General features: G+C 26.8%; 28 protein-coding genes and 4 tRNA genes. 8 read left to right on the forward strand and 24 right to left on the reverse strand.

What is annotated here, in order from left to right; translation table 11 throughout:
• Nucleotides 1-16 precede the first annotated feature (16 nt).
• Nucleotides 17-868 (forward strand): DMT family transporter, encoded by an 852-nt coding sequence (locus VP90_RS00955; protein WP_262589181.1) that lies wholly within the window; start codon nucleotides 17-19, stop codon nucleotides 866-868.
• Between the two features lie 543 nt (nucleotides 869-1,411).
• Here the strand turns inward: VP90_RS00955 and VP90_RS00960 are convergent.
• The 3 genes from VP90_RS00960 to VP90_RS00970 are packed head-to-tail and all read right to left on the reverse strand — an operon-like array spanning nucleotide 1,412 to nucleotide 2,341.
• Nucleotides 1,412-1,687: a methylated-DNA--[protein]-cysteine S-methyltransferase gene (locus tag VP90_RS00960; RefSeq protein ID WP_262589182.1), complete on the reverse strand. Its 276-nt coding sequence runs from the start codon at nucleotides 1,685-1,687 to the stop codon at nucleotides 1,412-1,414.
• The gene (locus VP90_RS00965) at nucleotides 1,668-2,105 is read right to left on the reverse strand and encodes a GNAT family N-acetyltransferase (RefSeq protein WP_262589183.1); all 438 of its coding nucleotides are present in this window, start codon (nucleotides 2,103-2,105) and stop codon (nucleotides 1,668-1,670) included. Before VP90_RS00965 ends, VP90_RS00960 begins: the two co-directional genes overlap by 20 nt.
• 35 nt (nucleotides 2,106-2,140) lie before the next feature.
• Complete coding sequence (locus VP90_RS00970) at nucleotides 2,141-2,341, reverse strand: DUF6356 family protein (RefSeq protein WP_262589184.1); 201 nt, start codon at nucleotides 2,339-2,341, stop codon at nucleotides 2,141-2,143.
• Nucleotides 2,342-2,424: 83 nt separating this feature from the next.
• Here VP90_RS00970 and VP90_RS00975 point away from each other — a divergent pair, with 83 nt between their 5' ends.
• The gene (locus VP90_RS00975; RefSeq protein ID WP_262589185.1) at nucleotides 2,425-3,381 is read left to right on the forward strand and encodes a site-specific integrase; all 957 of its coding nucleotides are present in this window, start codon (nucleotides 2,425-2,427) and stop codon (nucleotides 3,379-3,381) included.
• A 1-nt stretch (nucleotide 3,382) separates the two neighbouring features.
• Here VP90_RS00975 and VP90_RS00980 read toward each other — a convergent pair whose 3' ends face one another.
• The 8 genes from VP90_RS00980 to VP90_RS01015 form a co-directional block, all read right to left on the reverse strand.
• Nucleotides 3,383-4,237 (reverse strand): hypothetical protein, encoded by an 855-nt coding sequence (locus tag VP90_RS00980; RefSeq protein WP_262589186.1) that lies wholly within the window; start codon nucleotides 4,235-4,237, stop codon nucleotides 3,383-3,385.
• 5 nt (nucleotides 4,238-4,242) lie between these two features.
• Nucleotides 4,243-6,366, reverse strand: a complete 2,124-nt coding sequence (locus tag VP90_RS00985) for a glycosyltransferase (protein ID WP_262589187.1) — start codon at nucleotides 6,364-6,366, stop codon at nucleotides 4,243-4,245.
• On the reverse strand, nucleotides 6,341-6,604 hold the full coding sequence (locus tag VP90_RS00990; RefSeq protein ID WP_262589188.1) for a GIY-YIG nuclease family protein: 264 nt from the start codon (nucleotides 6,602-6,604) through the stop codon (nucleotides 6,341-6,343). Before VP90_RS00990 ends, VP90_RS00985 begins: the two co-directional genes overlap by 26 nt.
• Before the next feature lie 18 nt (nucleotides 6,605-6,622).
• Nucleotides 6,623-6,697 (reverse strand) — tRNA-Glu (locus tag VP90_RS00995).
• Nucleotides 6,698-6,738: 41 nt separating this feature from the next.
• Nucleotides 6,739-7,686 (reverse strand): class II fructose-bisphosphatase, encoded by a 948-nt coding sequence (gene glpX / locus VP90_RS01000; RefSeq protein WP_262589189.1) that lies wholly within the window; start codon nucleotides 7,684-7,686, stop codon nucleotides 6,739-6,741.
• On the reverse strand, nucleotides 7,686-8,678 hold the full coding sequence (locus VP90_RS01005) for a putative transporter (RefSeq protein WP_262589190.1): 993 nt from the start codon (nucleotides 8,676-8,678) through the stop codon (nucleotides 7,686-7,688). The genes glpX and VP90_RS01005 overlap by 1 nt, the downstream gene beginning before the upstream one ends.
• 3 nt (nucleotides 8,679-8,681) lie before the next feature.
• Complete coding sequence (locus VP90_RS01010; RefSeq protein WP_262589191.1) at nucleotides 8,682-8,963, reverse strand: ETC complex I subunit; 282 nt, start codon at nucleotides 8,961-8,963, stop codon at nucleotides 8,682-8,684.
• 5 nt (nucleotides 8,964-8,968) lie between these two features.
• A tRNA-Pro gene (locus tag VP90_RS01015) sits at nucleotides 8,969-9,045 on the reverse strand.
• Nucleotides 9,046-9,139: 94 nt separating this feature from the next.
• Here VP90_RS01015 and VP90_RS01020 point away from each other — a divergent pair.
• Genes VP90_RS01020 through VP90_RS01030 form a run of 3 tightly spaced genes read left to right on the forward strand, consistent with a single transcriptional unit; the run spans nucleotide 9,140 to nucleotide 11,340 of the window.
• Nucleotides 9,140-9,613, forward strand: coding sequence for a zinc-ribbon domain-containing protein (locus VP90_RS01020; RefSeq protein ID WP_262589192.1), 474 nt, complete (start codon nucleotides 9,140-9,142; stop codon nucleotides 9,611-9,613).
• A 6-nt stretch (nucleotides 9,614-9,619) separates the two neighbouring features.
• On the forward strand, nucleotides 9,620-10,801 hold the full coding sequence (nhaA, locus tag VP90_RS01025) for a Na+/H+ antiporter NhaA (RefSeq protein ID WP_262589193.1): 1,182 nt from the start codon (nucleotides 9,620-9,622) through the stop codon (nucleotides 10,799-10,801).
• Complete coding sequence (locus VP90_RS01030) at nucleotides 10,798-11,340, forward strand: glutathione peroxidase (protein WP_262589194.1); 543 nt, start codon at nucleotides 10,798-10,800, stop codon at nucleotides 11,338-11,340. Before nhaA ends, VP90_RS01030 begins: the two co-directional genes overlap by 4 nt.
• Here VP90_RS01030 and VP90_RS01035 read toward each other — a convergent pair.
• Genes VP90_RS01035 through rarD form a run of 9 tightly spaced genes read right to left on the reverse strand, consistent with a single transcriptional unit; the run spans nucleotide 11,335 to nucleotide 19,771 of the window.
• The gene (locus tag VP90_RS01035; protein WP_262589195.1) at nucleotides 11,335-12,105 is read right to left on the reverse strand and encodes an MBL fold metallo-hydrolase; all 771 of its coding nucleotides are present in this window, start codon (nucleotides 12,103-12,105) and stop codon (nucleotides 11,335-11,337) included. The two genes, VP90_RS01030 and VP90_RS01035, sit on opposite strands and share 6 nt — an antisense overlap.
• Nucleotides 12,106-12,110: 5 nt before the next feature.
• Nucleotides 12,111-12,872: a TatD family hydrolase gene (locus tag VP90_RS01040; protein ID WP_262589196.1), complete on the reverse strand. Its 762-nt coding sequence runs from the start codon at nucleotides 12,870-12,872 to the stop codon at nucleotides 12,111-12,113.
• Nucleotides 12,865-14,406, reverse strand: a complete 1,542-nt coding sequence (gene metG / locus VP90_RS01045; protein WP_262589197.1) for a methionine--tRNA ligase — start codon at nucleotides 14,404-14,406, stop codon at nucleotides 12,865-12,867. Before metG ends, VP90_RS01040 begins: the two co-directional genes overlap by 8 nt.
• Nucleotides 14,399-15,328 (reverse strand): DNA polymerase III, encoded by a 930-nt coding sequence (locus VP90_RS01050; protein ID WP_262589198.1) that lies wholly within the window; start codon nucleotides 15,326-15,328, stop codon nucleotides 14,399-14,401. Before VP90_RS01050 ends, metG begins: the two co-directional genes overlap by 8 nt.
• Complete coding sequence (tmk, locus tag VP90_RS01055) at nucleotides 15,325-15,939, reverse strand: dTMP kinase (RefSeq protein ID WP_262589199.1); 615 nt, start codon at nucleotides 15,937-15,939, stop codon at nucleotides 15,325-15,327. The genes VP90_RS01050 and tmk overlap by 4 nt, the downstream gene beginning before the upstream one ends.
• The gene (locus VP90_RS01060) at nucleotides 15,932-17,083 is read right to left on the reverse strand and encodes a D-alanyl-D-alanine carboxypeptidase family protein (RefSeq protein ID WP_262589200.1); all 1,152 of its coding nucleotides are present in this window, start codon (nucleotides 17,081-17,083) and stop codon (nucleotides 15,932-15,934) included. Before VP90_RS01060 ends, tmk begins: the two co-directional genes overlap by 8 nt.
• Complete coding sequence (locus VP90_RS01065; RefSeq protein ID WP_262589202.1) at nucleotides 17,076-17,915, reverse strand: SPOR domain-containing protein; 840 nt, start codon at nucleotides 17,913-17,915, stop codon at nucleotides 17,076-17,078. Before VP90_RS01065 ends, VP90_RS01060 begins: the two co-directional genes overlap by 8 nt.
• Nucleotides 17,905-18,906, reverse strand: coding sequence for a lytic murein transglycosylase (locus VP90_RS01070; RefSeq protein WP_262589203.1), 1,002 nt, complete (start codon nucleotides 18,904-18,906; stop codon nucleotides 17,905-17,907). The genes VP90_RS01065 and VP90_RS01070 overlap by 11 nt, the downstream gene beginning before the upstream one ends.
• Nucleotides 18,893-19,771 carry an EamA family transporter RarD gene (rarD, locus tag VP90_RS01075; protein WP_262589204.1) on the reverse strand — a complete coding sequence of 293 codons (879 nt, stop codon included), beginning with the start codon at nucleotides 19,769-19,771 and terminating at the stop codon, nucleotides 18,893-18,895. The genes VP90_RS01070 and rarD overlap by 14 nt, the downstream gene beginning before the upstream one ends.
• Nucleotides 19,772-19,856: 85 nt before the next feature.
• On the opposite strand from rarD, the gene VP90_RS01080 reads away from it, so the two are divergent.
• Nucleotides 19,857-19,946 (forward strand) — tRNA-Ser (locus VP90_RS01080).
• 5 nt (nucleotides 19,947-19,951) lie between these two features.
• Here the strand turns inward: VP90_RS01080 and VP90_RS01085 are convergent.
• Nucleotides 19,952-20,209, reverse strand: coding sequence for a succinate dehydrogenase assembly factor 2 (locus tag VP90_RS01085; RefSeq protein ID WP_262589205.1), 258 nt, complete (start codon nucleotides 20,207-20,209; stop codon nucleotides 19,952-19,954).
• Nucleotides 20,210-20,232: 23 nt separating this feature from the next.
• On the opposite strand from VP90_RS01085, the gene recG reads away from it, so the two are divergent.
• Nucleotides 20,233-22,284: an ATP-dependent DNA helicase RecG gene (gene recG / locus VP90_RS01090; RefSeq protein ID WP_262589206.1), complete on the forward strand. Its 2,052-nt coding sequence runs from the start codon at nucleotides 20,233-20,235 to the stop codon at nucleotides 22,282-22,284.
• On the opposite strand, the gene VP90_RS01095 is transcribed toward recG, so the two are convergent.
• Nucleotides 22,281-22,937, reverse strand: coding sequence for a DUF502 domain-containing protein (locus VP90_RS01095; RefSeq protein ID WP_262589207.1), 657 nt, complete (start codon nucleotides 22,935-22,937; stop codon nucleotides 22,281-22,283). The genes recG and VP90_RS01095 overlap by 4 nt on opposite strands.
• Nucleotides 22,938-23,049: 112 nt before the next feature.
• Between VP90_RS01095 and VP90_RS01100 the strand changes: the two genes are divergently transcribed.
• Nucleotides 23,050-23,877, forward strand: coding sequence for a M48 family metallopeptidase (locus tag VP90_RS01100; protein ID WP_262589208.1), 828 nt, complete (start codon nucleotides 23,050-23,052; stop codon nucleotides 23,875-23,877).
• A gap of 10 nt (nucleotides 23,878-23,887) precedes the next feature.
• Here VP90_RS01100 and VP90_RS01105 read toward each other — a convergent pair.
• Both VP90_RS01105 and tgt read right to left on the reverse strand, forming a co-directional pair.
• A tRNA-Lys gene (locus VP90_RS01105) sits at nucleotides 23,888-23,963 on the reverse strand.
• Nucleotides 23,964-24,115: 152 nt separating this feature from the next.
• Nucleotides 24,116-25,228 carry a tRNA guanosine(34) transglycosylase Tgt gene (tgt, locus tag VP90_RS01110; RefSeq protein ID WP_262589209.1) on the reverse strand — a complete coding sequence of 371 codons (1,113 nt, stop codon included), beginning with the start codon at nucleotides 25,226-25,228 and terminating at the stop codon, nucleotides 24,116-24,118.
• Between the last annotated feature and the right edge of the window lie 8 nt (nucleotides 25,229-25,236).

A 25,236-nucleotide genomic window follows, 5' to 3' on the forward strand; every position in this document is an offset into this window, starting at 1 on the left:
GATATATCTTTCAGTTGTGAAGGCTATAATTTTAAATGCATCTGCTTGGATGATTGTCCCTGTTATGGATGCGTTTGCTAAATATTTAAGCTCATCAATGGATGTTTTGCAAATAACATGGGCTAGATATTTTTTTACAGTAGTTTTTACTCTGTCTTTAATGCTTATATTTTATAGAAAGTCATTAGTTTGGACTAAAAAACCGGCTCTTCAACTAATAAGAGGTTTGATATTTGTTTTTTCTACGTATTTATTCTTTTATGCGATTTCTGAAATTTCACTCCCTAAAGCTTTAACTTTAGCATTTGTAGCACCAATTTGTGTCACAGCTTTATCTCCATTTTTTTTAAATGAGAAAGTAGGAATGAAAAGATGGACTGCTGTATCGTTAGGATTTGTTGGTACTTTGATTGTTATTAGACCTGGATTTATTGAACTTAATTTAGCTACTTTAGCTGCTTTAGGTAATGGAATTTGTTATGGATTTTACCTTATTATAACAAGAAAACTTAGTACTTCAGATAACCCTCTTTTAACGCTTTTGCTTTCAGGTTTAATAGGAACGGTCATTATTAGCTTATTTATGCCTTCTGTATGGGTAAATCCTTCTACAAATCAGTGGATTTTAATGGCTTTAATCGGCCTTATAGCCTCTGTAGCCCATCTTTTCTTAATTTTATCGCTCAAATATGCTGATGCCTCAAAATTAGCTCCTTTGGGCTATACAGAAATCATAACAAACATATTAATTAGCTATTATTTCTTTCATGAATTACCGGATAATTGGACTTATTTAGGTCTTTTTATAATTGTCTTAAGTGGTCTCTATATAACCAGAAGAGAATACATTTTAAAAAGAAGTAATTAATAGTATTTATTTGTATACTAATTATTAATGTTTTACATTAATATATTTTATTAAATTATTGTAATTATTGAATAAATTATTTATATATAAATATAATTAAAATGCATTAATATTTGTTGAAGTAAAGTAATATTTTGGTTTTTTAACTAAAATCATAAATATTAATAGCTTTTTTGGATCACATTGATTTAGAAAAAAATACTAATTTTAGCTAAAACGTTGACAAATAATTTAAATTGCTAGAAGTGTTTAATTGCAACATTTTTTTACTAATAAAATTCTAAATTTATCTTTGCATCAAAAATTGTAGGGCAGGTGGCTTTAAAAAGCTGTAAAATAAAGCAAATTTAAGACATTAAAAAAGGGTTGATATCATTGAATAATAGAGCAATGCAGTAATAGAATATGCTCTTTAATCGCCCATAGAGGGTATTTATTTAGTTATATTAGAATATATAGTACAACTGAAGGGTGAATAGTGCTATTTACATGATTATTCATGAAAATCGTCTAAAAGTCTTTAATTTCAACACTTTTTTAACCTTAAATGTCAATTTTTTCAGATCTAAGTAAGCGCAGCTTAGTCTTAATTCCGCCTTTTCCTGAGTATCCTCCAAGAGATCCGTCAGTCATAATTACCCTGTGACAAGGTATTTTCGGAGGATATGGGTTTTTCCCAACTGCATTTGCTACCGCTCTATGAGCTTTAGGCTTCCCAATAGCTTTTGCCACCTGAAGGTAAGTTCTTACTTCTCCTTTAGGTATTTTTTTCAAATAATTCCAAACTTTTAACTGAAATTTAGTCCCTTTTAAGTTCATATAATTCAAATCTTGTATTTTTTGCAATTTTATCATATAATTTTCTCGCTGTCTCATTGGAAGAGTGGGTTATCCAACGAATTCCATCCCAATTATTCTCTTTAGATAAAGATTCTATGTATTTTATAAGTTTTTGAGCTATTTTCTGGCCTCTAAAATGTTCATCTACAAATAAATCATCTAAAAATCCAATATATTGACCTTTAATTGGTCTTGGCATTGTTCTGTAATGTGCAATTCCAACAATTTTATCTTCAATTTCGTAACATATTCCATTCACAACATGATTTTCATCGTGTATCCAACTCCATAAAGTATCTAAAATCTCTTGTTTCATAGGAACTTTGTAAAATTTTGCGTAACCGCAATATAATTTTATCCAATTTTCCTTATCTTTTCTTTTAATTTCTCTAATCATTTACATTAGTTATTTGTCTTAAATTATTGTAATAATTATCTTTTTTGGTTTATAAAATAATACAGTTCTTTTATTCCATTACTCGCATTTCTTTGGAAGATTGCAGGTATTAATCCATGAATTAAAGCCATAAATCCACCAGTAATCATTTTTGAGCCTACTTTGAACGCTACGCTCATATGTTCTGCATAACTTTCATTAACTGAATTAAGATGTTCTTGTGATTTTTTGATCATAATATTTATTAATTATTAGTATTGACTATTAAAATCTATTAATATATTACTAATGATAATTAATTGTTATCAATAGTAATAATATGAGTGAGTTAACTACAGATTTGAAAATTCTTCATGAGGCTACATTAGAAAATTTAAAAAACTCTAAGGCAAATAATACATTAAGAGCTTATAAATCTGATTTTAAAGACTTTGGATCTTTTTGTTCCAGGCATGGATTAAACTCATTACCAACTGAGCCTAAAATAGTTTCATTATATTTGACCCATCTTTCTAAAAATTCAAAATTCAGTACTTTAAGAAGACGTCTCGTGTCTATTAGCATGGTTCATAAACTTAAAGGTCATTATTTGGATACTAAACACCCAATAATTGTTGAAAATTTAATGGGAATTAGAAGAGTTAAAGGCAGCATTCAAAAAGGTAAAAAACCTATATTAATCAATCATTTAAAATTAATAATTAATTCAATAAATGAGCAAAAGACAAATGAAACTAAGAAGCTTAGAGATAAAGCGATAATTCTAATTGGTTTTGGAGGCGGTTTTAGACGAACAGAGTTAATATCAATTGATTATGAAGATTTAGAATTTGTACCTGAAGGTCTGAAAATAACTCTTAAAAAATCAAAAACTGATCAATTTGGCGAAGGAATGATTAAAGGTCTACCCTACTTTAATGATAAAAACTATTGTCCTGTAATTAATCTTAAAAACTGGTTAGAAATTTCCGACATTAAATCTGGTCCTATTTTTAGAAGATTTTCAAAAGGTTCAGTTTTAACTAACAATCGATTAACTGACCAATCTGTAGTTTTGATGATTAAAGAATATTTAAGATTAGCAGGAATAGAAAACAAAAACTTTGCAGGTCATAGTTTAAGATCTGGTTTTGCTACTGTTGCGGCTGATTCAGGTGCAGATGAGCGGAGTATTATGGCAATGACTGGTCATAAAACAACGCAAATGGTAAGAAGATACATCAAGGAAGCAAATTTGTTTAAAAATAACGCATTAAATAAGATTAAAATTATTTAAATTACAAACCTGCAGGTTTCTCATTTTTTTTTTTAAAAAAATGAAAAATTATTCTTAAAATAAATCCAATAATTATTCCATATTTATTTCTTAAGGCTCTGTAATATTCTTTTTGGTATTTAATTAGAAGTTTATTACTATTAAACATATAACCTTTAGTATATGACCACCTCTTGCTTTCATTTTTTTTTGAAACAATAAATTGAACTCTTTTACAAAATTTAATTTTTTTGATCACTTCATTATCTTTAAAATATTCTAGCAAGGCTCTCTCAGGATTAAGTTTTTTAGAAATTAAGTATTTATAATTATTTTTATTATCCAAATATTCATTTATACCCAATGTATCTTCTAATATAAATGAAGGAAATATATGATGTCTATCTGTTACACCTCCATATTTTTCACCTTCCAATATGTAGAAAGAATCATTTTTCAATATTGGATGATAGTCAATATAGTAAAAATCAGATCTGGTAAGTATTATTCTATCATATTTAATTAATTCATTTTTATAATTATTTTTTAAAAAATGTCTTAAGGCAAAAATGATTGCACCCGACCCTCTAAAATTTTCTATACCACCACCAAGACCTTCAATTTCATTATTTTTATAGATATTATATAATCTATTTGAAAAGTAATTTTTATAATAATCCCACCAGTTAGCATATTCATCTATTTCCCATACAAATTTTGCTTTAGCATATAACGAATTAGATTTATTTGATGTTTTACCAAACAATAAAGCAAGATCTGCTGAATAAGGTTTCAATAAATATTTATACATAGAATTCCATGTATCTTCACCACCTCTGGCATTACCCATTAATATTACTAAGGTTTTGATATTCATTGTATTTATTTAAATAAAGATGCTTTATCACCAAGGCTTATATTTATAAAATATTTAGATATTTTAGTTTCATTAAACAATTTAAAATATTTTTTCTGACCAGATCTGGCAATCTTCTGTCTTATCTTATCCTTTTTAGAATAGAATTTAATTTTTTCAGCTAAATCATTTATATTTTTATAAAAAACAATTTCTTTTTTATTAAAAAAATCTCTCATTTGTACTTTTTCATCAATAAATGTAAGTAAACCATTTCCCATTATTGAAGCAATTCTGTTACTAGAATAATATTTAGTAGGATTACCTCTACTAAGATTAAGTCCCATTTTTGAATTTATAAGTGCATTGTTAAATTCATTTCCCCAAATAGGTTGTTTATTTGAAAATCCATAAAAATCATATTTGATATCAGGAATTTTTTTAACAAGTTTGTCTAAAAAGTTAATTCTTTCATCTTCCGTTCCTTCTTTTAAAGTAGCTCTATTCACTCCATGACTCATTGCATAAAATAAATCTTTTTTAGGACGCATTTTGTATACCTCAAAACTCTCAATATTTTTATCAACAGGCACAAAGAAAAAATGAAAATTATTATTTTTTATTTCTTTTTTTAATACAGATGGATCTGTTGTAACGAAGTTATGATCAACAAAATTTGAATATAGTTTGATGTTAGAAATGTTTTGTTTCGAATAGTTAAGACTAGGCATTACTGGGTCTTCATTCCATTGTGACAAAATAAGATTTTTATTAATTGATTTAAATTCATCAAGTGTGCTGAGATCGATATTTTTAGTATGACCAAAAAAAACAATATCTGGATTATAATTTTTAAAAGTTTCAATTAAGAATTTTTGAAAATTATTTTTGTTAGGAATTAAACTAAACGATTTGTTGTTTCTTAAAAAATCTCTATCACTAATTTCTAATACATCATGACCATTTCTTATAAAACCGTTAGTAAATTTTTTCCCTAAAGAAATATTAAAAAGCCTATGATTAAGTTTCTGACCTTGATTGTATAAATTTATTATTTTTAATTTTTTTTTATTAAAATTAATTTTAAAAAAAGGAATGCAACTTTCACGAAGCTGGTCTATTAATTTAGTATTTTCACTAATTAAATGTTTTATGTTATTTCGACCTTTTAATTGTAAAGATTTCCTTTTTTTTTTGTTTTTAATTAAATTTTTAATTTCTAAATAAAGTTCTTTAGAATTAAGATTTTTTAAAATTATAGCCGCATCAGTTGTCTCAGTCAGACCCCCTCTATTACTTATGATTGTAGCACATCCCCTTGAAGAAGCTTCAAGTGATGTTCTTCCAAAAGGTTCTTCCCATCTTGATGGAACAACAGCTATTTCAGATTGGTTTAAAATATTTAAGGTTTTTTTATGGTTAAGAAAACCAAGTTCTTTATGTCTATTATGATTAATATAAATATTTCTTCTATCTTCATCACCTAATGAGCATGCATTCCAATCAGGATATTCATCAAGTATTTTTATAATTGCTGTTTTAAATATATCATAGCCTTTAGAATAATTTAATCTTCCAACAAATATTATATTTTTTCTTTTTTTGCTTTTTTTTTGCTTATTTACACTTGGATAAACTGTTTCTGTTTTGGTTTGTAATTTTTTGTCTAAATTTAAAAAAAATCTTTCTCGCACCCACTCACTTACAAAAATAATTTTTTCAACAGAGTCTAATAACTTTAATCTTTCTTTTATAGTTTTAGATCCTTTCATAGATAATGGATCATTATGAAAATAAAAAATGAATTTATTTTTAATTAAATTTGTTAATTTAAATAATAACTGAGGTCTATTATGAATCTCTATAAGGTCAAAAAAGTGATTATTTATTTCTTTAGATAATTTATAGGCATATTCATTTGTTGTGCTTTTAAACTTATTTTTTATATTATTTAATTTTATATTTTTATAATTAACTGTTAAATAATCCTGATACGTAGTATGACCATAAATTATATTCCCTTTTTTATATTTTGATTTTTTAAAAAATTCTGAAACCCAAAGTGATGCAGCCGAAGCTTTTTTGTAAGAATAATTTTCTTTGTAAGGTAATATTGTTGCAATCTTAAGATTTTTTTTTGGTAAAATCATAAATAATTTTTGATCTTTCTTTTCTATCTTTTTTTAACTTATATTCAAATGAAAGCGCTTTTGATTTCGAATAAAATCTTTTTTTATAAATTAATTTCCATTTATAACCTCTTGTAGATTTAGCACCTCTATTAGTATTATGATTTAATAGTCTTTTATTTATGTCATTTGTATAGCCAACGTATGTCTTTTTTGGATAATCTTCTAAAGTTTTGATTAAATAAACGTAATAAACCATTAAGGCTTATATCATAACTGGCGGTCCCTAGGGGAATCGAACCCCTCTTTCGAGGATGAAAACCACGTGTCCTAACCGATAGACGAAGGGACCGAATTGCTGCTTTTTATTGTAAAAAAGACGATTAATCAAGCTTATCGTATTAATTTTTGATTTAATTTTACAACCTTTTTAAGGCTTGAGTGTTTATGTGTCACTAAAGTTTCAGAAATAAATTTATCTTTATTAGTTTTTATGCCCGAAACTAATTCACCAGAGGTTATACCAGTTGCGCAAAAGATTGAGTCACCTTTGATAATTTCATTCAAATCATATTTTTTTGTAAAATCTGTAATACCCATATCTTTGGCTCTTTTCTTGTCTTTATCTGTTTCAAATAAAAATCTACCTTGAAAACCACAATCAAAAGCATCTAATGCAGCAGCCGCTAAGACTCCTTCTGGTCCCCCTCCTGTCCCTAAAAAAATATCAACAGAGTATTTTTCATCAGTTACCAATAGTGCTCCAGAAACATCTCCATCAGATATAAATTTAATTTTTACATTTAAATCTCTTAATTCAGAAATAATTTTATTATGTCTAGGCCTTTCCAAAATACATGCAGTTAAATTCTCTGGTTTTTTATTTAAGTATTCGCTTAAATTAAAAATATTTTTTTTAACTGAATAATCTAAATCAACAACGTTTCTCTCCCTTACTTTAGTTGAGATTTTTTCCATGTAAGTTTCAGGTGCCTTAAATAGATTGTCTTTTTCTGCAATTGCAATTACTGATAAGGCTCCAGGAAGATTGTTAGCTGCAAAATTAGTTCCTTCCAATGGATCTACAGCTATATCAAGTTCTGGACCATTTCCTGTGCCAATTTTTTCACCAATATATAACATTGGCGCTTCATCTAACTCACCCTCACCTATTACTATTTCAGCTTTTATATCCATATTATTTAACTCTTTTCTCATAGAATCCACAGCTGCTTTATCTGCTGCTATTTTATCCTTTTTGCCAACAAAATATGATGAAGCTATAGCTGCTTTTGAGGCTACATTTACAAATTGATCAATAAATTTTTTATCGATAGCCATTAAGCTTTTTTATCAATTATTTCTTCTTGTATAATTTTGGATTCAAATTCTCTTAAACGTTTATATACACTAGCAAGTTCAATTATAGTGGGCCAAGCTTTTAATATATATTGCATAGAGCCCTCAACTCTACCAAATGCTCTAATTATTTGTTGCATCACACCAAGGGTAACTGCTCCAGCTACAATTGCTGGCGCTAAAAAAACATATGCAGACAATACATTTGCTTGTAAGTATGCAATTCTACCAATATTAAAGTATAAGTATCTAATATAACTTAAGAAATGAATATTTCTAACACCGTCAAATAATTCTTCTATAGTTTTTGGTCGAATGGTTCCATCATCCTCTGCTATTACAAGTATTTTTCTATAAGCTGCCTCTTTTTTTTGGAGATCATACTCAACGCCCACTAACCTTAAAATCAACCCAAGCAAAATTAAAAATATTGTTCCACCAACTGACCAAATTAAAGCACCAACTATTAATCCATAATCCCAGTCACCAAAGAAAAAAATTGGAATTCCAACACTTAAGCCAAATAAAATTGGCATAAATTCAATTAGTATCATTAATGCTTCAATTAAACTTGTACCAAGTGACTCCATTATTCTTGAGAATTTAATGGTATCTTCCTGAACCCTTTGTGCAGCTCCTTCTATTTTACGAGCTTTATCATATACGCTATGATACCATTCAACCATAGCAGTTCTCCATCTAAACAAATAGTGCGAAGTAAAAAAACTAACAACAACTGCTACACCTACGTACATAGCAGCCAAAGTTATGAAAGATAATAAGCTTGCCCAATATTCTTCTATAGTAATAGAATTTGGTGCACCTAAGGCTTTTTGAATCATATCGTAAAATTGACCAAACCATTCATTGATTTTTACATCAATTTTTACCTGTATCCAAAGTGATGATAAAATTATTGCTGAACCAATCCATGACCATAGCAACCAATGTTTTTGAGTGAAAAACCTAAACATTTTTTATTTTAAAAAATTATCAGCGTAAGATTTTTTTACTGTTTTTCTTTTCCTAGGTTCAATTATTTCAAAATCTATTTTCTTTTTTTTTGCATAATTGATTGCTAGTTCTTTTGATGAAAACTCTAATTTTAATTCTGAATAAGTATCTGATGAACTTTCCCAACCCATCAATGGGTTCTTTGTTGGGTTATTGGTTTTAAATTCTAATATCCATTTGTCATTTTTAGCTAAACCTGATTGCATTGGGTTTTTGTTTGGAATGTAAATAATTGCTTTTTTCATAAAGATGGTCGGAGTGGCAGGATTCGAACCTGCGACCCTCTGGTCCCAAACCAGATGCGCTACCAGGCTGCGCTACACTCCGATCGAAGTACTAATACAGTAGTTATTGATAATTTCAATGTATAAAGAAGCCTAAATTAAAAGAATTTTGAGTAAAATCTGTTATATAACGAGGCATGATAATTACTTGTCCTTGCGAAAAGAAAAAATTTAAAATTGATAGTTCGTTAATTCCCAGCGAAGGACGTGAACTACAATGTGGATCTTGCGAAAGAGTCTGGTTTTACAAACCACAAAATGAAAGCGAAGCTCCATTAACATTAAACAATAATGTTTTTATAAATAAAACAGAACAAAATATTGAGTTAAAAAAAAAAAATTTAGATATTAGCAAAACATTGCAACAAGAAAAAATAATTGAGTCTGAAATAGAAAAAGAAAACGTAAAAACAGTTGAAAAATCAGAAGGTAAAAAATCTAAATTATTTTCTTATTTGATAGTTTTTATTATATCTTTTGTTGCTTTAATAATACTGGTTGACACACTTAAAACCGCACTAATTAATGTATTTCCTGGGCTAGAAATAATATTATTCAACCTTTTTGAAACATTGCAAGATATAAAACTATTTATTATAGACCAAAATTAATATTTTATGATTAATTATATATCAAAACCTTTTAGATGGTTTTTTAAATTAGAAGCTGCAAGTGGACTTGTTCTTTTATTTGCTGCAATAATTGCATTATTTATAAGTAACTCAGGATTAGCTGATTTATATTTTGCTACATTAAATAAATACTTATTTATAGGTATTAATAATTTTGGACTAAAATTATCAGTACTGCATTGGATAAATGATGCCTTGATGGCAATATTTTTTTTCTTTGTCACTTTAGAAATAAAAAGAGAATTTCTACAAGGTGAACTTTCAAATATTAAACAGGCTTTACTACCAATCATAGCTGCTGTAGGAGGAATGTTAGTTCCTGCATTATTTTATGTTTTCATTAATTTAGGCGATAGCGAAACGTTAAATGGATGGGCAATTCCATCAGCAACAGATATAGCTTTTTCTTTAGGGGTTTTGTCGTTGCTTGGAAAAAGAGTACCTCTATCATTAAAAGTATTTTTAACAGCACTAGCTATAATTGATGATTTAGGAGCAATAGTAATTATTGCACTATTCTACTCTGGAGATTTGAGCATTAAGTATTTAACCTTAATGCTTTTAGCTTTCATCGTTTTGTTGTTAATAAATAAATTTAATATTAAAAAATTCTTACCTTATTTAGTTGTTGGACTTTTCCTGTGGGATTTTACCCACAACTCAGGCATCCACGCCACAATTGCTGGTGTTTTATTGGCTATGACAATCCCACATAGAAAAAAGGATAAAGATTTTTCTTTATTAATAAAAATAGAACACGCAATTAGTCCTTATGTTGCTTTTGGGATAATGCCTTTATTTGCATTTGCAAATGCAGGTGTTTCTCTTGAGGGTTTATCTTTTGCTTCTTTGTTGGATAAGGTTCCGCTAGGCATTGTGCTTGGTCTATTCTTGGGTAAACAACTTGGTGTTTTTGTATTCTCATATGTATCAATAAAATTAAAAGTTGCTCAAATGCCAAACGATACAAGTTGGTATAATTTTTATGGAGTTGGAGTTCTTACTGGTATTGGTTTTACAATGAGTTTGTTTGTAGGAAATTTAGCTTTCGTTGAAAACATGCAATATATGGATGGTGTAAAAATAGGTGTTTTGACTGGTTCATTACTATCAACTTTATTTGGTTATTTTTTAATATTGCTTACTCCAAATAAACCCAAAAAATGAGAAAAGTAATATTTGTACTTTCTATAGTTATGTTTTTTTTTAAAACCTCAGCAACAGCAAACTATGAAAAAAAGTTTTATGATTTCACAATTGAAAGCATTACAGGTGAAACAATAAATCTAAAAGATTACAAAGATAAAGTTATTCTGGTAGTCAATACAGCTAGTTTTTGTGGTTTTACCAAACAATATGATGAATTACAGGAATTATGGGATTTATATAAAAATAAAGGTTTAATTGTTCTTGGAGTCCCTTCAAACTCCTTTAATCAAGAAAAAAAAAATAATGCTGATGTAAAAGAATTCTGTGAAGTAAATTTCAATATTAATTTTCCACTAACATCAATCACAGAAGTTAAAGGAGAAAATGCTCATGAACTTTTCAAGTGGGCAAAAGATAATCATGGTAAATCTGCAATTCCAAAATGGAATTTTCATAAAATTTTAATTAACAAAGAAGGAAAAGTTGAAGATACATTTGCATCTTTTACTAAGCCACTGTCAAAAAAGTTGATTAAATCAATTGAAAATATTTTATAGTTCTAAAGTTAAACCATCATGAGCAGGTATAATATTTTTAGGTAATAACTTTTTAAGTACTTTATAATCTAAAACTGGTGATAAATTTGTTAGAATAGCTTTTTTGGGTTTAAATATTTTGATTATATTAAGTGAATTTTCTAAGTTGAAATGCGATGGATGAAAATTGTACCACAAACAATCAATTATTAAATATTTCAAGTTTTTAAAATATTTAAAATCCTTTTCATAAATTTTGCTAACATCACTGATATAAGCTAATTTTTTATCAATAATAAAACAATTTGAATTTACTTTGCCATGCTCAACTTTAATAGATTGAATATTGATTTTTTTATTCTTATTTCTTGTATAAATATTTTTTGGCAATTTATTTAAATTTAATGTTGCTGGATATTCTTTTGAGTAACTTTTGAAAATGTATGAAAATGAATTTTTAAGATATTTTGAAGTATCACTATCCGCATAAACATCAATTTGTTTTCTGCTATTTATATAAAAAGATCTTAAATCATTAATTCCATGAGTTTGATCTCCATGCATATGAGAAAAAAGAACTTTATTTATTTTTTTAATTTTATGTCTTAAAAGTTGTTCTCTTAAATCTGGTGAAGTATCTATTAGTATATTTTCATTAGTAGTTTTCAATAAAGCTGAGCATCTTGTTCTGTAATTCTTTTTATTATTTGGGTCACAATTTCCAAAAAAACCATCTGGTCTTGGTACACCCATTGAACTACCACAGCCTAAGATAATAAATTTCATATTTTTTAATTAAAAAAAAGTTTATTAAAATTATTAGTTGTTAGTTCTATTAGTTCATTTTTAGAAATGTTCTTTATTTCTGCTAATTTTGCAGCTGTAAAATCGATAAATGATGGTTCATTTTTTTTCCCTCTATTTGGCACTGGCGCCAAAAAGGGACTATCGGTTTCAATTAAAATATTTTCATTTGGGATTGATTTAAATGTCTCTTGTAAATCTACTGAATTTTTAAAAGTAATTATTCCACTAGCAGAAAAGTAAGAATTTAAAGATAATAATTTTTCTGAAAATTCTTTTGAACCAGTAAAACAATGCATTAAAATTTTAATATTCTCATCTTTATATTGATTTAGAATTTCAAATGTTTCATCTTCAGCATTTCTTGAATGAACAATTAAAGGAACATTAGTTTTTATTGATGCTTGAATATGTTCTTTAAAACTTACAATTTGTTTATTTTTTTCACTATTATTATAATAAAAATCTAATCCAGTTTCACCAACACCTATAATTTTTTTATTATTTTTTAAGTTGTCAATAATTTGATTGGCAGTAATTGTGTTGGTAGAACTTTCATGTGGATGAATTCCAATTGTACCATAAATCATCTCATCTCTATTAACTAGTTCCTTAACTCTAGAGAAACTTTCAAAGGAGGTTGATATTGTTAATAGTTTTTTAATACCCACATCTTTTGATCTTTGTAAAACATTTGTTAAATCACTCAACAAAGGTTCGTGATCTAAGTGACAATGAGAATCAATCATTATTTTTTTCTATTTTTTTAAATAATATATCAATTTTATTAATATTATTTCCTTTAGTTAAATACTCATTATCTGTAAGGGAATTTAATTTTATTTGAGCTTCATTGATATCAAAAATTTTTAGTGCTTTTAAAGAAGACTCTGGAATAATTGGATATAATAAGAAACTTATTTTTCGAACAATTTCTAATGTAGTATAGACAATTGTGTTTAATCTGATTTGGTCATCTTTTTTTTTCCACGGTTCTTGATCATTAAAATATTTATTTGCCTCAAATAGTGAATTAACAATGTAGTCTATATAAAAGTTAATATTTTGATGATCAATTTTAGATCTAATATTATCTAAATTTTTTTTATACTTGTCTAAAATTAACAAATCTTCATCTAGAAATTTAATTTCAGAAGGAATTTTTCCATCACAATTTTTGATCGCAAAAGCGGTAACTCTTTGACATAAATTACCATAGTTATTTGCTAAATCACTGTTTATACAATCTTCCAATCTTTCTTGAGAAATATTACCATCATTTCCAAAAGAAACTTCTTTGATTAGATAATATCTTAATGGATCTAACCCATACTCATTAATTATTTCTAATGGATCCAAAATATTCCCTTTAGATTTGGACATTTTTTCCTCTCCGGATAAAATCCAACCATGACCATAAACTCTTTTTGGCACTTCAATCTTGGCAGCTAATAAAAAAGCTGGCCAATAAACAGCATGAAATCTAAGTATATCTTTGCCAATTAAATGTATTGATGCAGGCCAAAATTTTTTGAATAATTCATCATCTTTATTTGGGTAATTTAGTGCGCTTAAATAATTTGTAAGTGCATCTAGCCAAACGTAAATTACATGATTTTTATTACTTGGAACTGGTATACCCCATGAAAAACTTTTCCTACTAACTGATAGATCTTTTAGACCACTTTTTACAAAACTAATAACTTCATTTCGTCGAGACACTGGATAAATAAAATCAGGATTATCTTCATAATATTTTAAAAGAGGTTTTTCCCATTTTGAAAGTCTAAAAAAATACGACTCTTCTTCAATCCATTCGACAGGTGATTTTGATGATATAGCTATTTTTTTACCATCTATTTCTTCTATCTCATCTTCGCTATAAAAAGCTTCATCTGATACTGAATACCAACCAGAATAATTTGATAGATAAATATCATCATTCTTTTCAAGTTCAGACCAAAGATATTGCACTGTTTTTTTATGCCTCTCTTCGGTTGTTCTAATAAAATCAGTGTTGCATAAATTTAGAATATCTGAAAGATCTCGAAAAGTTTTGCTTATTTGATCACAAAATTTTTGAGGAGTCGCCCCTGCTCGTTCAGCTGATCTTTGAATTTTTAAACCATGCTCATCTGTACCGGTTAAAAAATGTACTACATAATCATCAATGATTTTAAATCTTGCAAAAAAATCAGCAGCTATACTTGAGTAGGCGTGACCCATATGAGGTTTAGCTGATGGATAATAAATAGGTGTAGTAATATAAAAATTTTTATCCATTTAAAACTTTATCTTCAAATTCCATAAATAATGTCTCTTCATCTAAATTATAAATTTTAGTATCATTTATTTTTTTTAAAAAATAATGATAAAGGTGAAATAATTTAATATTTTTCGTAGATATATTGTTTCTAAAATAAACTTCAATAAAAGAATATATTAATTGAATAATTGGTTTGTTTTTTTTGTAATTCTTACTTGATATTAGACTTTGCAAAAAAGTGTCTAAATTATAATCCTTAAGATCTAAATCAAAGTTTTCTGCAAGTTTTAATAATTCATATAATTTGCCTGGTGTTGTAAAGTAATTTACTAAATCTTGATTTATAAAATTATAAACATCATCGTTTATTAATTTATTAACAATTTCAATAGATTGAGCATTCGTTAAAAAAATTTTGAAATTTAAACATCTAGATTTAAGAGTTGGTAAAACTCTTTTGTTATTATTAATTAAGATAAAATTAATATTTTTATTAGGTTCTTCCAACACCTTTAGTAATGCATTAATAGAATTCAAATTTAATAATTCTATATTGTCTATTAAAACAAATCTTTTTTTATTATTAAATGAAGATTTATTTAGGTTAACAATTAATTCTCTTATTTGATTTATATCAATGTTTTTTTTGTTTTCAGCAACGTCAATAAGATTAAAATTTGGATTAGATTTATTTTGTATAAGTTTGAATGATTTATTTTCTAAATTAATTTTATTATTTTCAACATCATAAGAATGCTCTTCATCTACTGATAATACAAAATTTATTAGATGATAACCTAATGTTGCTTTACCTATACCTTTTTCACCAGATAAAAGTATTTTATTCGGCAATTTATTATTTAAATATAATTTGGATAAATGTTTAAAAATCTCTTGATGTTTATACAAATTCTGTTGTGTAGATGAATTTAGATTCATTTAATTAACTTTTTAACTTGATTGATAATTAATTTTTCATTTATCTTAATATCTGAATTTGAATCAATTATCTTATATTTTTTCTTATTTAGTTTTGATAACTTAAGAAATCCATTTTGAACTTTATTATAGAAACTGCTATTAAATTGATCATATCTATTCAAAGATTTTCTCATTTTTAATCTTAAGAAAAGATTTTTTTTATTTACAACATTAAGAAATGTAAAATTAACCTTAATATTTTTTAATAAATATTTATTAATTATATTTATAATTTTAACATCAACACCCATGCCGTAATGCTGATAAGCTATTGTAGAGTCGATGAATCTATCAATTAAGATAACTCTTTTTTTATAATATTTTTTAATAAGATTAATATTTTCACTTCTGGCAGCTAGATATAAAAGTAAGTCAGTTTTTACATTAAAATTCGATTTCTTATTTAAAATTAATTGTCTAATTTTTTCAGAATTTAAACTCCCTCCAGGTTCTCTTATTTTTAAATATTTAACTTTATTTTTGTCGAAATACCTTGAAACAATTTTAATATGATGACTTTTGCCACTGCCTTCTATACCTTCAAAAACAATTATTGGCTTCTTAGACATCGCCCCAAATTAAGTAGTTTAATGATTTAAGCAATCTAGAAAAGAAATTTACTTTTTTAATTTCTTTTAAAGCAAGCAAATCATACTCACCTACTAATTCTTGGTCATAAACTACTTTTAATGTTGCAACTTTTTGATCTTTATTTATTGGTGCTTCTACAGGACCATCATAATTTACAGAAACCTTTAACAATTTTTTTTTGGCTTTTTTAATAGTTTTGTAAATGTCTTCATTTGTATAAACATCAACTGTATCTTCTTTTCCCAACCATACTTCTATTTTTTGAAAAGGTTTATTAGCTTCAGTAATTTTAACTAAATCAAAATTTGTAAGTCCATAAGTTAACATTTTAGTACTTTCTTTTGATCTGGCATTTTTGGAATTAAAACCACTACCAACAGCAATTAATCTTCTTCCATTTCTCTCTATAGATGAAGCTAATGAATATTTTTCTACAGCCAAATAACCAGTTTTGATACCATCTGCTCCAAGATTTTTATACAACAAAGGATTTCTATTACCTTGTGTTATTGGATCTCCACCCGTTCTATCCCAAGTAAATTCTTTTTCTGCAAACATTTTATAAAATTCTGGATGTTCTTTAATTAGGTATCTAGACATGATCATTATGTCTCTAACTGTTGAATTGTTATCGGGATGATTAATTCCTGATGAATTAGAAAAATTTGTATTGTCCATTCCTAATTCTTTAGCTTTTGCTGTCATTAAGATTGAAAACTCTTCCTCTGTACCCGCTATGCCTTCTGCTAATGCAATACAAGCATCATTACCAGATGCTATGATTATACCTTTTAGTAAATTTTCAACCGAGACCTCATCCCCTACCATTATAAACATTGAGGAATAACCAGCTGTAGATAATCGCCAAGCTTTTTCTGAAATAATAAATTTTTCGTCCATACTTAAATCTCCTGACTTAATTAAGTCGAAGGCAATGATTGAAGTCATGATTTTCGTCATGGATGCAGGATAAATTGATAAGTCCGCTTCTTTCTCAAAAAGAATTTCTCCAGAATGATAATCTTGAATTATTGCAGTTTTTGCTTTCACATCAAAATTTGCAAATGATTTAGATGCAAATAAAATGAATATTAAAATAATTAAATTTAATTTTTTAAACATCTTTAATAATTTTTAGGTTTTCAAAATTTAGCTTTTCTATTTCGTCAAATGACTCTTGAATTTTTTTTATATCATTAAATGGACCTAATAATACCCTATATTTTGTTTGAGATAATTTTTTTATAATAGGATTTGTTATCTTTGTTTCGTCTTTAATTCTTTGGATCATATTTTCAGCTGAATCTTTATAATAAAAATCTGCAATTTTTATTGAATATAGAAAATTACTTTGAGTAGTCTTTGGCAATTCCTTTTTCTCTACGTTTCCTAAATTATCTATGGTTATTCCATCTACAGGAGCTTTTTGAGCTACTTTTTTTTCTTCATCAAATGTTTTAGCTTTTTTGGCTACAAAAGTTGATTCATTAGAAATTAGAGATAATTCAACATAAGGTTCATTTTCATCAAGCAACAATTCATCAACAATTCTTTTGGTGATTACTGAATTATAAAAATTTGAAAAAATTGCTTTATTAGATATCACTTGTGCAATAACAGTTTTTGTATTTTCAGGGTTAGTAATTTTCACAAAAGAATTTTTTATAATTTTGGTATGAAAAATAAACAAACCTCTGTTATCTAATTTTTTTGAAATACTTTTTTCATTAAAGAGATTTTCGTCATAAATTAATGCAAAGCCTTGGTTGGTATACTCTCTATCAAAAATATATTTAGAACTATCTTCATCATTTTCATTTGAAGATTTTAAAGTTGTTTCTGCTGTTGATATATCAGGTTCTGTTTTAATAGTTTTTTTTTGAGTTGTTTCTAATTGTTTGCATCCCACAAAAAAAATAAACAACAATAATGGTAATACTTTTTTAAAGTTCATTTTTGAATTTATCCTTTAATGTGCAGACTGCTAAAGCAAATCTTAAAGATCTATTCCATTGTAAAATTATTTCATAATTACTAAATACCACATAAGCTGGATTTAAAGTTTCCGCATCAGGAATTATATCTTTATCTGGTGTTATTATTGCAACTTCTAATTCATCATAATTATTTGATATAATTGAATTGTTCTGAATGTATTGTCTAAAAAACTTTAATTGTTTCTTATCATGTAATTTTTTTGCAGAAATATTTAAATATTTTTTTGGAATATCATTATTCAGATCAATTCTATAAAAACATGGTTCATTAGATTTCCAACCTATTTTCTTTAAATAATTACTCGCTGAAGCATAGGCATCAGGGTTACTTTTTAAATTTATTGAACCATTGCCATCATAATCTGTTGCATAATTTTTCATAGTAGAAGGCATAAATTGGAAGTAACCAAAAGCACCCGCCCAAGAACCATATAATGTTTTATAATCAATTTGATTTTTCTCAATTAAATTTAAAAGTATTAAAAGTTCTTTGGTAAAAAATTCTGATCTTCTTTTGTCAAAACTTAATGTAGCTAGTGAAGAAAGAATGTCCATTTTGCCAACATAGGTTCCAAAATTTGTTTCTATACCCATTAATGATAAGAGAAGTTCTTTTTCTATGTTAAATTCATTTTCAACAGAGGTAATTAAATTTAAATTATCTATATAAAGTTTTTTTCCTTTTTTTACTTTTTGGTCAGAGGTTCTTTTTGATATGTAAGTTTTTGTATCTTCATAAAATTCTGGTTGATATCTATCATATTTAATTACATTGGGTAAAAACTTAGTATTAGACATAACTAGATCAAATGTTTCTTCAGAAATATTATTTTCTAGAGCAATTTTTTTGAAATTATTTTTCCATTTTTCGAATTCTATATTGATATCTGCTAATGTGTTTGAATGAAAAAAAAGAAACAAAATAAGTATAAGTTTAATTAGTTTCATATAAATCTCTCAAATATATTATTACCGCAATCCAGATTAAAATGAAACTTACTAGTTTATTAAATGAGAAAACTTCATCGTAATAAAAAAAACCTAGTAAAAATTGAAGAGTTGGAGTGATATAGAAAATCATCCCAGTCGGTCCTAATCCACATAATTCAACTCCTCTTACATATAAAAATAAAGGTATTACTGTCATTGGACCTGCCAACAATATTACTAACATCATTGAAGGGTTGGATAACGAGAAATCATTGTAACCATTAACTGCAATAAGATAAAATGCAACAATTGCAATTGGTAATATAAATAAACTTTCTATTAAAAGTCCAATATCAGTATCAACATTAACCTTTTTTCTTACTAAATTATAAAAGCCCCAGCTTAGTGCTACAAGTATACCAACCCAAGGAAGTGATTTTAGACTTACAAAAATTAAATATAAAATTGATAAAATAACTAAAGTAATTGAAAAAATTCTTTTATTATTTAATTTTTCTTTAAAAAAAATATAACCAAGAAGAACACTTAATATTGGCATTATAAAATAACCAAAACTCGCATCTATTATTCTGTTGGTGGCGATTGCATAAATCCATACACCCCAATTCATAAAAATCAAAAACCCTGACATAAAAAGATAAACAAGATTTTGTTTACTTTTAATTATCTTAAAAAAAATATCCCACTTTGAAAAAAAGAAAGTTGTTAATATTAAAGTCAAAGTTGTCCATAAACATCTGTGAACTACTAGTTCAATATAACCAATAAAAGTAATATATTTAAAATATAAAACTCCAAAAAAACCCCACCAAAAAGATCCAAATCCAGCAAGTAAAAGCCCTTTATTAAATTCTTTGTTCATGAGGCTTTGATATTAGTCGTTAATGAGTTTTTTTCGACTATTTTATGGTTGAATTAAATAATTATAATTATAAAACCTTGCTCACGGAGAGATGGCTGAGCGGTTGAAAGCACCGGTCTTGAAAACCGGCAAAGGGGCAACTCTTTCCTGGGTTCGAATCCCAGTCTCTCCGCCATCATCTTAATATTTAAAATTTTTAAACAACAAGCTAATATTGTTTTTTTCTATTTCAAATTCAGTATCAAAACCATTATAGAAATTATATAAATTTGTGTCATCAATATTAAGAAATTTATCTAAATCAATTAAATCCTCTTTTTGCAAATCATCAATGTATTTTTTTACAAATTTACCTAAGAGCTTATCCATTTCCTTGGTACCTCGATAATTGGAACGATAAATAATTTTTTTTTTTAATTCATCTATATTGAGCCTCATTATTAGAATATAATTAATTTATTATGGATAATAAAACTAATTTTGAATATTTATTATCTGATCTAACAGCTTTAAATGGTGTTGGTATAAAAACAACAAATTTACTCAAGAAAAAGAATATAAATAATATTTTTGATTTACTTTGGAAACTTCCAAAAGCTTATACAGATAGAAGTTTATCAACAAAAGTAAAAGATTTAAAGATCGGTGAAAATCAAACTGTTACCGTTGTAGCAAATAAATATTTGTTTCCAAGAATTAGAAAATTACCAAATAGAGTTAAATGTTCAGATGAAACAGGTGAGTTAGATTGTGTCTTTTTTAATAGTTATGAGGGATATATTAAAAAAATACTACCATTAGGAAAAGAAATAACGGTAAGTGGCAAAATTGGCTACTTTAAAAATAAATATCAAATTACCAACCCTAAGTATGTATCTGAGGACTCAAGTTTAATTAAACAAGTTCATAATAAATATTCATTAACTGAGGGAATATCTGAGAAAATTTATAATAAAATTATAAAACAAATAATAGATAAATTACCTAATTTAAAAGAATGGCACTCGAGCAAAATTTTAAATAAATTCAATAATATCAATTGGAATGATGCAATTAAAGAATTGCACAAACATGAGAATATAGGAAAATACAAAGATCATTTTTATCAAAGACTTGCCTTTGATGAAATATTTGCAACATTTTTAGTTAATTCAGAAATAAGAAAAAAAATTAAGAAAGTTAAAAAAAAAAATAAAATTATTAATTTAAATAAACAAAAACAACTCATTAATAAATTAGAGTTTTTATTAACTGACGATCAAATTAAATCGATTAACGAAATTAATGAAGATTTATCATCCTCAACTAAAATGTTTAGATTATTGCAAGGCGATGTTGGAAGTGGAAAAACAATTGTCTCATTATTAGCTGCATTTAATACTATCAATTCTGGTTTCCAAGTAGCTGTTATGGCCCCTACTGAAATATTAGCAAGACAACATTATAATTTAGCAAAAAAAATTTTTCCATCAAACATATCAACAGAGTTAATTTCTGGTAAGTCTAGCTACAAAGAAAAAAAATTTATCCTCAATGAACTAATAAATAATAAGATTAATATAATTTTTGGTACTCATGCTATTTTTCAAAAAACAGTTAGATTTAAAAAATTAGGATTAATTATTATTGATGAACAACATAAGTTTGGTGTTAATCAAAGAAAAAGATTATCTGACAAAGGTGGGAATGATTGTGATGTATTATTAATGACTGCCACACCTATTCCACGAACTTTAACAATGACAATTTATGGCGATATGGATTTGTCAATTATTAGAGAAAAACCAAAAAACCGTAAAATGATAAAAACTTACAGTAAATTAGAAAGTAAAATTGATGATGTAATTAAGTTTATAAAAAAAGAAATTAATTCAGGTAATCAAATATTTTGGGTCTGTCCATTAATTGAAGAGTCTAAAAAATTAGATCACACTTCTGCAATTCAAAAATTTGAATATTTAAAAAAATTATTCCCAAAACAAGTTTCTATTCTTCATGGAAAAACAGATATAAATGAAAAAGATGATATTTTAAAAAAATTTTTAAATAAAGAATTTAAAATATTAGTATCTACAACTATTATTGAGGTTGGAATAGACTTTCCAAATGCCAATGTAATTGTAATTGAAAATGCAAATAAGTTTGGCTTATCTCAACTCCACCAATTAAGAGGTAGAGTTGGTCGTGGAGAGAAGGAAGCAACTTGTATTTTGATGTTCAAATCAAATTTGAGTGAAAATGCTAAAAAAAGAATAAACATATTAAAAGAGACCAATGATGGATTTGTTATTTCCGAGGAAGATATGAAGATCAGGGGTTTTGGTGATATATTGGGTTTTAAACAAAGTGGTGTTAAAAATTTCAAATTAGCAGACCCAATACAGAATAGTGACTTATTTGAATTAGCTGAAAAAGAAATAAAAAGAATTGAACTTGAAAATGAAAATTTAAGTAAGTTTAAACCATTAATTAAATTGTACGATAGAGCAGATATAATTAACGATATCGCTTAATTTTTTTCTGTTGTTGTTGTTCCAGCTGATACAATAAATTTAGAAGCTTCTTCAAAAGTCATGTTTAAAAATATAACTTCGTCTTTTGGGAACATTAGCAAAAAACCACTTGTTGGATTTGGAGTTGTTGGAACAAATACGTTTATTAATTTTTGATTTGTTTTTTCAGAAATTTCTCCAGAATTTTCTTTAGTAGCAAAACCTACAGCCCATACACCTTTTCTTGGATATTCAACAAGAACAACACTCTTACTTTTACTGCCACTTTCTTTAAATGATTGTGACATTTGTTTAATTGCAGACCAAAAAGTTCCAAGGAGTGGTATTTTTTTGAATAAACTGTCTATTAATTGAAGAAATTTTTTTCCTAAATAAGATAAAGATATAAATCCAATGATTGTTATGAAAATAATTGAAATAATTATCTCAAGTCCAGGTATATTAAATGGCAAATAATAATTTGGATTTATTTGAGACGGTAAAATTTTTGAAGACGTATTTATTAAAAATTTACTTAAATAAATAGTTAGTCCTATTGGTATTAAAACGACAACACCTGTAAAAAAATAATTCCTAATTTTTAAAGATAATATATAAAACCATAGACCTATAATTTCTCTTTTTTTTATAGGTTTCTTTTTGGTTTCTTTCATTTATTAACTATAACTAGAATATGTAACAAAAATTATTGCAATGATAAATAATACAACTAAAATTTTATTATTAAGATTCATAATGATAAATTATTACCAATTTTAGAATGAAATGAATAGAAGAAAATTTTTAACATATGTTGGATGTGGTTGTGGAAGCTTACTTCTAACTTCTTGCACCAGTGCTCCAATTACTGACAGAAAACAATTAAAATTAATACCTGAAGCTAAATTAAATGCTCAAGCTGCTCAAATTTATGAGAAAGTTAAAGAAAAAGAGAAAATGAGCGATGATACAAAAACTTTAAATGAAATAAAAGAAATTGGAAAAAAAATGGAAGATTCAATAAGCGAATATTTTTATAGATCTAATTTAAATGACCCAACTTCGAACTTTGATTGGGAATATATACTAATAGATAATAAAAAAGTTAGAAATGCTTGGTGTATGCCAGGTGGAAAAATTGCAGTGTATACAGGTATACTAGATGTTACAAAAAATACTAATGGTCTGGCTGCAGTAATGGGACATGAGGTTGCTCATGCAGTTGCAAAACATTCAGTTGAAAGAGCAAGTAGAGGAGTTTTGCTGAATACTAGTGCAAGAATTATAGATATCGCTAGTGGAGGAGTTTTATCAGATATCAACAGAACAACTGGAATGGATACAGTTGGTTTGTTGGCACAACTTGGAATTATGAATCCATTTAGTAGAAAACAAGAAAGCGAAGCTGATTATCTTGGTATGATTTTCTCATCTTTATCTGGATATGATATTAGAGAAACAGTTAAAATTTGGGAAAGAATGAAAGAATTTAATAAAGGAAAAGAACCTCCCCAATTTATGAGTACTCACCCTTCATCTGACACTAGAATTAAACAGTTAAATGATTGGATGAATGAGGTAATTCTTGATTATCCACCGATTGAAATAAGTTAAATTCAAATAGTGGTGAGCCGTGATGGACTCGAACCATCGACCCATTCCTTAAAAGGGAATTGCTCTACCAACTGAGCTAACGGCCCACAAAGATTCATTTTTATGAAAATGAATATGGTTTGTATACAGATAAATTTTAATATTTCAATTCGTTCAATGTAATTTTTATAAAAAGAATTCGTTATAAATTAAGGATTTTCATTACAAAGTTGTACACATAATAGCACAGTTAATAAAACTACAACTTATCAATGTATTTATCATGAAAATCATCGAAGGTATTATTCATAATATTTTTTCTGATTTCAGACATTAATTCTTGATAAAAATTTATATTATGAAGTGTTAATAGCATTGATGCTAATATTTCATTGGTATTAAACAAATGATTTAAATAGTTTTTTGAATATTTATTTAAATTTAAATTTTCACAATTAGGATCTAACGGTGTGTTATCATATTGATATTTATTATTTTTAATATTTACCCGTCCATTCCAAGTAAAAGCAAGACCTGTTCTACCTGATCTGGTTGGAAGAACACAATCAAACATATCTATACCCCTTTTTACAGCACCTAAAATATCTGATGGTGTACCAACACCCATTAAATAATGAGGTTTTTCATCTGGTAAATGTTCTTTAATACCATCTAAAGTAGTAAACATTTCATCTTGAGTTTCACCTACAGCTAATCCTCCGACTGCATAGCCATCAAATCCGATGTTTGTAAGACCTTCAAGTGATTTTAATCTTAAATCTTTAAATAATCCTCCTTGAATAATTCCAAATAAAGCTTTGTGAGGATTGTTTCCAAATGCTTTTTTAGATCTTTCAGCCCAATACAAAGATAGATCCATAGATTTTTTTATTAAATTATAATCTTCAGTTTTTTTTGGACACTCATCCATTATCATTACAATATCTGAGTTTAAACCCAATTGAATCCTAATACTTTCTTCAGGACTTAAATAAAATTTTTTTCCATCGACGTGTGAATTAAATATGGCCCCTTTTTCGCGATCTATTTTATTTAACTTTGATAGAGACATTACTTGAAAACCACCTGAGTCTGTAAGTATTGGTAAATCACAATTCATGAACTCATGTAAACCACCTGCTGACTCAACTCTTTCCACTCCAGGACGGATCATTAAATGATATGTGTTAGATAGTATTATTTCTGATCCAGTTTTCTTTATATCATCGATTGTACAAGCTTTAACTGTTGCTTGTGTACCAACAGGCATAAATGCTGGTGTATTAACCTCACCTCTATGAGTTTCTATAACACCACGTCTTGCAAATTTATCTTTGTTTAAAACTTTAAAGGCAAAATTTTTTAATGCCATTTAATATT

It is taken from the genome of Candidatus Pelagibacter ubique HIMB140 (assembly GCF_025558165.1).
GTDB lineage: Bacteria > Pseudomonadota > Alphaproteobacteria > Pelagibacterales > Pelagibacteraceae > Pelagibacter > Pelagibacter ubique_T.